This window comes from Nocardia nova, assembly GCF_002933465.1.
GTDB classification, from domain to species: Bacteria; Actinomycetota; Actinomycetes; order Mycobacteriales; family Mycobacteriaceae; genus Nocardia; species Nocardia nova_B.
Genome location: NZ_PSZE01000061.1, coordinates 1 through 8,719, shown reverse-complemented (window position 1 = coordinate 8,719; position 8,719 = coordinate 1). Strand labels below are relative to the sequence as shown.

9 protein-coding genes are annotated in these 8,719 nt (G+C 65.6%); 1 reads left to right on the top strand and 8 read right to left on the bottom strand.

All coding sequences use genetic code 11. From position 1 onward, the window contains the following. Positions 1-234 precede the first annotated feature (234 nt). The 6 genes from C5E41_RS32475 to C5E41_RS32450 form a co-directional block, all read right to left on the bottom strand. Positions 235-1,158, bottom strand: a complete 924-nt coding sequence (locus C5E41_RS32475; protein WP_104379493.1) for an SDR family NAD(P)-dependent oxidoreductase — start codon at positions 1,156-1,158, stop codon at positions 235-237. Between the two features lie 36 nt (positions 1,159-1,194). Beyond that, positions 1,195-1,608 carry a Zn-ribbon domain-containing OB-fold protein gene (locus C5E41_RS32470; RefSeq protein ID WP_063009673.1) on the bottom strand — a complete coding sequence of 138 codons (414 nt, stop codon included), beginning with the start codon at positions 1,606-1,608 and terminating at the stop codon, positions 1,195-1,197. Positions 1,609-1,647: 39 nt separating this feature from the next. Beyond that, the gene (locus tag C5E41_RS32465) at positions 1,648-2,445 is read right to left on the bottom strand and encodes an enoyl-CoA hydratase/isomerase family protein (RefSeq protein WP_064909026.1); all 798 of its coding nucleotides are present in this window, start codon (positions 2,443-2,445) and stop codon (positions 1,648-1,650) included. Next, positions 2,442-3,695 (bottom strand): cytochrome P450, encoded by a 1,254-nt coding sequence (locus C5E41_RS32460; protein ID WP_064909063.1) that lies wholly within the window; start codon positions 3,693-3,695, stop codon positions 2,442-2,444. The genes C5E41_RS32465 and C5E41_RS32460 overlap by 4 nt, the downstream gene beginning before the upstream one ends. A 350-nt stretch (positions 3,696-4,045) precedes the next feature. Further along, a complete protein-coding gene (locus C5E41_RS32455; protein ID WP_063009677.1) occupies positions 4,046-4,270 on the bottom strand; it encodes a hypothetical protein in 225 nt (74 codons plus the stop codon). 13 nt (positions 4,271-4,283) lie between these two features. After that, the gene (locus tag C5E41_RS32450) at positions 4,284-5,498 is read right to left on the bottom strand and encodes an amidohydrolase family protein (RefSeq protein WP_245658503.1); all 1,215 of its coding nucleotides are present in this window, start codon (positions 5,496-5,498) and stop codon (positions 4,284-4,286) included. 249 nt (positions 5,499-5,747) lie between these two features. On the opposite strand from C5E41_RS32450, the gene C5E41_RS32445 reads away from it, so the two are divergent. Further along, entirely contained in the window at positions 5,748-6,539 is a 792-nt protein-coding gene (locus C5E41_RS32445) for an SDR family NAD(P)-dependent oxidoreductase (RefSeq protein WP_063009681.1), read from the top strand. A 49-nt stretch (positions 6,540-6,588) separates the two neighbouring features. Here C5E41_RS32445 and C5E41_RS32440 read toward each other — a convergent pair whose 3' ends face one another. Both C5E41_RS32440 and C5E41_RS32435 read right to left on the bottom strand, forming a co-directional pair. Continuing rightward, positions 6,589-7,725 carry an NDMA-dependent alcohol dehydrogenase gene (locus tag C5E41_RS32440; RefSeq protein WP_063009891.1) on the bottom strand — a complete coding sequence of 379 codons (1,137 nt, stop codon included), beginning with the start codon at positions 7,723-7,725 and terminating at the stop codon, positions 6,589-6,591. Positions 7,726-7,778: 53 nt separating this feature from the next. Continuing rightward, positions 7,779-8,719, bottom strand: a 941-nt coding sequence (locus tag C5E41_RS32435; RefSeq protein WP_104379492.1) for an aldehyde dehydrogenase family protein, incomplete at its 5' end; no start/stop codon positions are given.

Genomic DNA, 8,719 nt, shown 5'->3' with positions numbered 1-8,719 from the left:
ACTCGACGACGACGGATTCGCCCTGCGGGCCGATTTCGAGGTCGCGCCCGACCTCGTCGAGGAGGCCGAATCCGGGCTTACGGCCTGCCCGATGAGCGCCATCCGGTGGCGCGAGGACTGAACATCCGGTGGCGCGAGCACCGACTCCGCCACAACGGCCGGAGGCCGGGACGGTAGCTGGGGTCCACACCACCAGCCGCGTCCCGGCCTCCGGCCGTTATCGGCGTATTTCCGCTAGCCGCCCAGGCGCAGGCCGGGAGCCCGGGTGCCGAAGATGTCGGTCCCCAGGACGACACCGAGTTTATTTGCGTCCCAGCGCTTTCCGCCACTGGACACCGACGCCACCGAGGTCCAGCCGCGCAGCAACTGGATGGTGTCACCCAGCGCCCGCACGACCTGCCCGCTGACGTGGGCGGCCTCGGGACTCGCCAGCCACGCGACCACCGGCGAGCCCAGCGACGGGTCCTTGGGATCGAATTCGTCCTCGCCGAGTTCCCCCGGCTCGATCGGCGCCGCGGCCCCGGACATCGTCGCCGACATGCGAGTGCGGCCGCCGGGGCTGATCACGTTGACCGTGGCGCCGATCGAGGCGAGCTCGAGACTCAGCGTCTGGGTGAGGCCCACGATGGCCGCCTTGGCGGCACTGTAGTTGGTCTGGCCGAAGTGACCGTGCAACCCCGCGCCCGAGGTCGTATTGATGATGCGGCCGTACACCTTCGCGCCGGTCGACTTCGATTCCTCCCGCCACTTGCGCGCCGCTGCCCGGCTGGTGAGCCAGGTGCCGCGCACATGAACTCGCATCACCGAGTCGAAGTCGTCGGCACTCATATTCCAGATCGCGCGGTCGCGAACGATACCGGCATTGTTGACCACGATATCGAGCCGGCCGAGCTGGGAATACGCGCGCTCGACGAGCAGATCGATCTGTTCTTCATCGCCGACATCGCTGAAATCGGAGATCGCCTTGCCACCCCGGTCCTCGATCAGGCGTACGACCTCGTCGGCCACCTTGCCTGTTCCCTCACCGGAAACCGACGTTCCCAGATCGTTGATAATCACCGTGGCGCCGTGTTTGGCCAATTCCAGGGCGTGCCCGCGCCCGATGCCGTGTCCGGCTCCGGTCACCAACGCGACCTTTCCGTCGAGCAATCCGCTCATCTGGGCGATCCTCTCCTCATTGTTCGATAGTGGTCGTCATGCCTCGATCGGCGTGAACACGACCGCGTAGGCCGGGTCGACGATTTCGCGGAATACGGCCCGCACCGGCATGCCGATACGGACATCGGCGGGCGCGATCCCCTCGATATTGGTCACCACCCGCGGGCCCTCGTCCAACTCGACGAGGGCGGCGATATACGGCAACCGCGCCGCGAACGGCTCGAGGTCGTTGACGTACACCGTGGAGAACGAATAGACCGACCCGGTGCCCTTGGCTTCGACCGCGGTGACCGATTCGCTCCAGCAGAACGGACAGGACACCCGCGGGTAATGATGGACGCGTCCACAGTCCTGGCATTTCGCGATCAGCAGTTTCCGGTCGCGCGCGCCATCCCAATACTGCGCGCTGTTTCCTTCGACGACGGGAATATCGGCACGGCCGGCCACTATCGATCCTCCTGATCTGACTGCACGGATGTTCGGCGCATATCACCAACCGCGATATTCGGCGGGCCTGCGTTCGACGAACGAGCGCACGCCCTCTTTGGCATCGGCCGAATACGACTGGATCTCCTGCGCCATCGCCTCGGCGAGAAATGCGGCCGCACGATCACCGTCGAGAGAGCTGTTGAACAATCGTTTCGTCAATGCGATCGAGCTGGTCGGGGCGGTCGCGAGCCGGCCGGTCAGTTCGGTGAGTACCAATTCCAGATCCTCCTCGGCCACAACCCGGTTCACCACACCGAGACCGAGGGCTTCCGAGGCCCGGAGCTTGTCACCGAAGAACACCAATTCCTTCGCGCGCTGCATGCCGATCAGCCGAGGTAACAGATAGGCGCCGCCGCCGTCGACCACGAGCCCGCGTTTGACGAACGACTCGCTGAAGTAGGCCGCCTCGGTCGCGATCACCAGGTCCGAGGCGTAGGCCAGGTGGGCGCCGATGCCGGCGGCGGCGCCGTGCACCACGCTGACCACCGGCTTTCCGCAATCCAATACCGCGGCGATCAGGCGCTGCGCACCGGTCATGATGCGCCGCATCGGATCGGTGACCCGTTTGACGTTCTTCGCGTGACCGTCCGCCAACTTCACCACGTCCGCGCCGGAGCAGAAATGTTTGCCGTTAGCCCGCAGGACGACCACCCGGATGCCGGGGTCGGCGTCCGCCGCGGCGAACAGTTCGATCAAGGCGTCGCGATCGTCGGGCCGGATGGCATTGGCCGCCTCGGGCCGGTTGAGCGTGATCGTGAGAATCCCGCCGTCGATCTTCTGCAGGAGGGCATCGGTCATCGGTGCGTGTACCTCACAGTCAGATGTTTGATGCCGTTCACGAAATTCGACCGCAGCAGTGTCGGCTCGCCGACGGCCTCGAGGTCGGGAAAACGCGAATACAGTGCCTCGAACGCGATATTCAGCTCGAGCCGCGCAAGATGCGCGCCCAGGCAGAAGTGCGGCCCCGGCGCACCGAATGCCAAGTGCGGGTTCGGATTGCGAGAGATATCGAAAACGTAGGGATCCTCGAAAACGGCCTCATCGCGATTGGCCGAGGTGTACCAGAGCACAACCTTCTCGCCTCGAGAGAACACCTGATCACCGAGTTTGACGCCGTCATGGGTCACCGTGCGGCGCATGTGGATCACCGGACTCGCCCAGCGCAGGATTTCCTCGATCGCGGTGGGCGCCGATGCACGGTAGTCGGCGAGCCAGGCATCGCGCTGATCCGGGTGGCGACTCAGGGCGTACACCCCGTGCGTCAGAGCGTTGCGCGTGGTCTCATTACCGGCGCCGACCAGCAGGATGAAGAACTTCGCCATCTCCTGTGGAGTCAGGTTGTCGCCCTCCTTCGCGGCGACCAGCATACTGATGACATCGTCGCGCGGATCGGCTATCCGCTCCTCGGACAGATTCTGCAGCAGCCCGATGAGCCGTTCGCTGGCCTCGGTGACCGCACCCGCGATACCCGCGCCGGACTGGTCGGGGATGTATTCCGCGTCCGAGGCGCCCAGAATCGTGTTCGTCGCCGCGAGGATATCGGCCTCGTGCTCCTGCGGAATGCCGAGCATGGTGCTGATGATCCGCAGCGGGAGCAGCGCCGCGAAATTGTCGACGAAATCGCATTCGCCCGTGACCGGCATCGCGTCGAGGATTTCGTGAGTGGTCGATTCGACCAGCCCGCGAATCGATTCCAGGCTCTTGTTGGTGAACCCGCGGGATACGATCTTGCGGACCCGGGAATGTTCGGGATTGTCCATATCGATGATCGACCCGCGATAGTCACGCAACGCGCGCGGCTGGTCGAAAATCTGGGTGCCCTCCCCCGAGGCGAAATCCTCGGGACGGCGGCTCACCTCGAGTATGTCGGCATGGCGGGTCAACGCCCAGAAACCCTTACTCCGGGCCGGCTCGCCGCCGAGCGGGACGAACGCCCGCGGATTCTCCCTGCGCAGCGCGTCGAACCGGGCGTCTCGTTCGGCCTGGCCGGTCTGTTGCCACCAGTCGAAATCGATCAGCACGTCCGCGGCCTCATCGGCTCCGATCATCGGCTGTTCCTCGCTCGTCGTCGTCACATCTTCGGCGGCCCCCGGACGGTACCGGTACGCGGCCGAAATCCCCATTGCCATCCGATTCTGGCACTAGTGTCACTATTTTGCAACCGCGTTTACCTGGACATTCTGCGAGCTAATGGCATGCCAGCATGCTATTAGCTGGACATCAGTGTCACTAAGTGGGTCTTCTTCGGGAAGAGAGCGAGGGCCGCCCGAGCAGTCTCGACCAGATCGCGGCGGGCCACCGCCGGGCCACAGCCCCCGTCTCCTCCAGGGGTCCATACATGCGCCGAGAACCGCCGCGATCCGTCACACAGTCGATTGTATAGCTGAATAATTCAGCTTCAATGCCCACTTGATGCGGTCTGGAGCGAATCCCGGATCGCCTCCATCGCCGCCAGCCGCCGGGCGACCATCGTCATCGCCGCGGCATCCCCGGCTCCGGCCCGGAGTTCGCCCAGACGTGCCCGCACCCGGACGATCTCCTCGGCCAGGCGTTCGCCCGCCTCCTGCTTGGTGAGCAAGTCCTGCTCGACCCAATCGGCGGCATCAATGTCCTTCTCGGCCACGATGTTTCGCCCTTCAGTTGGCGCGGGGGAAGTTGAACAGTTTGCGGGCGTTCAACTCGACGATCTTGTGCGCCTCGTCGTCGGGAACGTTCTGCAGCAGCTTGCCGGTGAACTCGCGGCTGTTCGGCCAGTTCGAATCCGAGTGCGGGTAGTCGCACTCCCACAGGATGTTGTCCACGCCGATCGCCTCGCGGCGCACGATGCCCTCGCTGTCGTCGATGAAGCAGCCCCAGATGTGCTCGCGGAACAGATCCGAGGGGCGCACCTCCTTGTTCACGTTCTGGTACCAGCGATGCTTCTCCCAGACCTGGTCGATGCGCTCGAGCAGATACGGCACCCAGCCGACGCCACCTTCGGAGAGGGCGACCTTCAGGTTGGGGAACTTGTAGAACACCGGGGAGAACAGCAGATCCGCGGTCGCATACATCGAGTTGGTGCCGAACAGCGAGATCATCACCGCCATCGGGGCCTCCGGGGAGGTGATCGGCGGGCGGCCCGACGAGCCGAAGTGCATGCACAGCGGAAGGCCGGTCTCCTGCGCGGCGGCGAAGACCGGATCCCAGTGGTCGGTGTAGAACGACGGAAGCCCCAGCGGGACAGTGCATTCCGGGAAGGTTATGGCCTTTGCGCCCTTGGCGGCGCAGCGGTAGATCTCGGCGGCCGCGGCGGCCGGATCCCACAGCGGCAGGATGATCAGCGGAATGAATCGATCCGGTGCGGCCGCCGCCCACTCGTCGAGATGGAAGTCGTTCCACGCTCGCACCGACAACAGCGCCAGTTCCTTGTCCTTGCCCTCGAGGAACACGGTGCCGGAGAAGCGAGGGAACGACGGGAAGCACAGCGCCGCCTGGACGCCGTCGACGTCCATATCGGCGATTCGGGCCACCGGGTCGTAGCAGCCGGGCAGCATATCGGAGTAGCGGGTGGGGTCCATGCCATATTCCTGCGGCTTCTTCCCCGCCACGGCGTTCAGGCCGATGTTCGGATACACCCGCCCCTCGTAGACCCAGACCTCGGCGAGCCGCTCGGCCCCCCGCCCTCCGCCCCGCGCCGCATCGAGCAGCACCTTGGACAGTTCCTCGTCGCCGGTGTTCTGCGACATATCCATCTCGACGATTCGGGGACCATCCTCGACGAACTTCTTCGGCAACCGATCGACCCACACCGATGGCGGCTCGATCAGATGGTCATCGACGGAAATCATCTGCATGGAATCTTGAAGCGGCACAACGCCTCCTCGGAAAAATAACTGGCTGACCGACCTGGACCGCATATGCAGGCCACCGTTCGTGTTCGCTATCTGACACTGTGTAATCTAGTGACTGCAGTCACAGCAGTCAACTTCCAGTTCGATTACGGCGTTCAGCCGCATACTTCAGGCTTCCAGCCATGACACATCGACCACTAACAGAACATCGGAATGACTATTCTGACATCATCGTCACTATCCGCGACATTTCGGGAAGGACATTGACACATGGATCTGTCAGTGCGCGACAAGGGCTATCTGGTGCTCGGGGGAACGGCGGGCATCGGGCTGGCCGCCGCGCGATCACTCGCCGAGGACGGCGCAAGGATCGCGATCGTCGGGCGCGATCGCGAACGCGGCGGGAAAGCGGCCGCCGAACTGGCCGAGGCCGGGGCCGCCGGGGTGACCAGTCTGCCGTTCGACGCCGCGCAGCCGGGCCAGGCCGCGCAAGCGGTCGAACACGCGGTGGAATTTCTGGGCCGGCTCGACGGTGTCGCGATCACCACCGGCACCACCGGCCACGATCCGATCTCGGCAACCGACGAGCAATGGACCGCGGCCTTCCGTGATGTCGTACTGGGCACCACTCGCACGATCGAGGCGGCACTGCCGCATCTGATCGCGACCAAGGGCACCATCGTCACCACGGCCGCCTATTCGATCAGGTCACCCGAGATCGCGCGCCTGCCTTTCGCCGGACTCAAGAGCGCCGTAGCGGTATTCACCAAGGGGATCGCGAAAGAGTATGGGAAACAGGGTATTCGGGCGAACTGCATATGCCCGGGTGCGGTCGAAACCGACGCGCTGAGCGCGATACGCGACTACCTCGCCGCAGAGCGCGGCTACCCCCGCGAGGAGGCACTCGAACGCGTCATGGTCGAGGAGTGGGGTTTCACCGCAGCACTGGGCCGGCCGGGCCGGCCGCACGAGGTGGGCGAGCTCATCGCCTTCCTGCTCTCGCCGCGGGCCGGATTCCTCACCGGCGCGCTGATCAACATCGACGGCGGCACGAACTTCTGACCGGGGCGAACGGTGGGGGACGCGTGCGAGCACTCCCCCACCGCGTCGCCTAGCCCGGCGCCACGGCGTCGGCGGCCGGATAGCGCAGTACGCCGCGCAGGTTGCGGCCTGCGCGCATGTCCTCGTAACCGTCGTTGATCTTCTCCAGCGGATAGGCGCGGCTCACCACGGCGTCCAGGTCGACCTGGCCGTTGCTCCAGAGTTCGAGGATCTTCGGGATGTCCGCGCGCGGATTGGCCGAACCGTAGAGACTGCCGATGATTCGCTTCTCGGTCAGCGTCAGATCCATCATGTTGACCGAAACCTCGTTCTCGGCCATGGGATGAATATTGGTCACGATCAATTCGCCGCGCTTGGCGACCATCGCCAGCGCCTGCGCGATCAGGCGGCCCTCACCCACCCCCATCGTGCAGATGAACCGGTCGGCGCCGCGGTGCCAGGTCGCTTCCCGCACAACCTCGGGCGCCTCCTCCCAGGACGCCGCCACATGAGTGGCGCCCATCCGCAGTGCCGCCTCGCGCTTGTATTCCGACGGATCGATGGCGACAATGGTGCGCGCCCCCGACAGTCGCGCACCCTGCACCGCCGCGGCGCCGATGCCGCCGACACCGGCGACCACCACATTGTGGCCTGGCCGGATATCGGCGGCATAGACCGCCGATCCCCACCCGGTGACGAAACCGCAGCCCAACAGGCAGGCCCGGTCCAGCGGATGATGCGGCTCGATCTTGATGCAGCTGGCCTCGTGCACGACGGTGTGATGCGCGAACGAGCCGACCCCGCATGCCAGCGCGAGATCCCGGCCGCGGGCATGGTGGCGCGCGGTGTCGTCGAAGATCTGGCGACCGCTGTAGATCTTCGCGCCCAGATCGCACAGGCTCTGATGGCCGGTCGCGCAGGACGGGCACCGCCCGCACGAGGGGATGAATCCGAAGACCACATGGTCACCCTCTCGCAGCCAGGACACACTCGAACCGACCTGCTTCACCACGCCCGCGCCCTCGTGGCCACCGATACACGGCAGGTGAAACGGCATGTCGCCGGTGACGATGTGCTCGTCGGAGTGGCACATTCCCGAGGCGTGCAACTCGACCAGCACCTCCTCGGCCTTCGGCGGATCGAGTTCGATCGTCTCGACCGACCAGGGCGTGTTGCGCTCCCAGAGCACGGCGGCAGTGGTCTCCATCATGTTCCCTTCTTCCGCCGTGACCGAAACGACAACGGCGACAACATTTTTGATCAGCGAATGATCGACTGGGTTTCCAAGAACCCAGCGATCCCTTCCGGACCGCCCTCGCGGCCGATTCCCGATTGCTTGAAACCGCCGAACGGGCTGCCGAGATCGAGCGGCGCCGCGGAGTTCACCGAGACCGATCCGACTCGCAGCCGGGCAGCGACCCCGGCCGCGCGCGATCGATCGCCGGACCACACCGCGGCGGCGAGGCCGTAGTCGGAATCGTTGGCGATGCGCACGGCGTCGCTGTCGTCGGCGTACGGAATGACCACCGCCACGGGTCCGAAGATCTCGTCACGGGCGATGGCCATGTCGTTGTCCACATCCGCCAGCACGGTCGGCTGGTAGTACCAGCCGGTGTCGAATCCGTCGGGGCGCGCGCCGCCGGTGACTACCCGCGCCCCCTGCCCGACCGCGGCGGACACCATCGATTCGACCCGTTCCAGCGCGGCGCGGTTGATCAGCGGGCCGACATCGGTCGAGGAATCGGCGGGATCACCGACCCGCAGCGCCGACACGGCCTTGCCGAAGATGTCGACGAACTCCGCGTAGCGCGTGGCTGGGACCAGGATCCGGGTCTGTGCCATGCACACCTGGCCGTTGTTGCCCATCACGCCGGTGACGAGACTGCCGATCGTCTCGGCGTCGAATGCGGCGTCGTCGAGCACGATGGCCGGTGATTTGCCGCCCAGCTCGAGTGCGCAGCGCCGCACCGCGGCTGCGCAGACCGCGCCGATCCGCTTTCCCGCGGCGGTGGAGCCGGTGAAACTCACCTTGTCCACGCCCGGATGCGACACCAGCGCCTCCCCGGTCGCCACGCCGCCGGACACGATATTGATCACGCCCGGCGGTATCCCCGCCTCCTCGACGACCTCGCTGAACAGCGACACACCCAGCGGTGCGTCCGGGGCGGGCTTGATCACCACGGTGCATCCGGCCGCGAGCG

Bases quoted from the DNA above. Each gene is read 5' to 3' on its own strand.
- C5E41_RS32465 (WP_064909026.1), bottom strand. From the start codon at position 2,445: ATGACCGATGCCCTCCTGCAGAAGATCGACGGCGGGATTCTCACGATC.
- C5E41_RS32445 (WP_063009681.1), top strand. From the start codon at position 5,748: ATGGATCTGTCAGTGCGCGACAAGGGCTATCTGGTGCTCGGGGGAACG.
- C5E41_RS32475 (WP_104379493.1), bottom strand. From the start codon at position 1,158: ATGAGCGGATTGCTCGACGGAAAGGTCGCGTTGGTGACCGGAGCCGGA.
- C5E41_RS32460 (WP_064909063.1), bottom strand. From the start codon at position 3,695: ATGATCGGAGCCGATGAGGCCGCGGACGTGCTGATCGATTTCGACTGG.
- C5E41_RS32440 (WP_063009891.1), bottom strand. From the start codon at position 7,725: ATGGAGACCACTGCCGCCGTGCTCTGGGAGCGCAACACGCCCTGGTCG.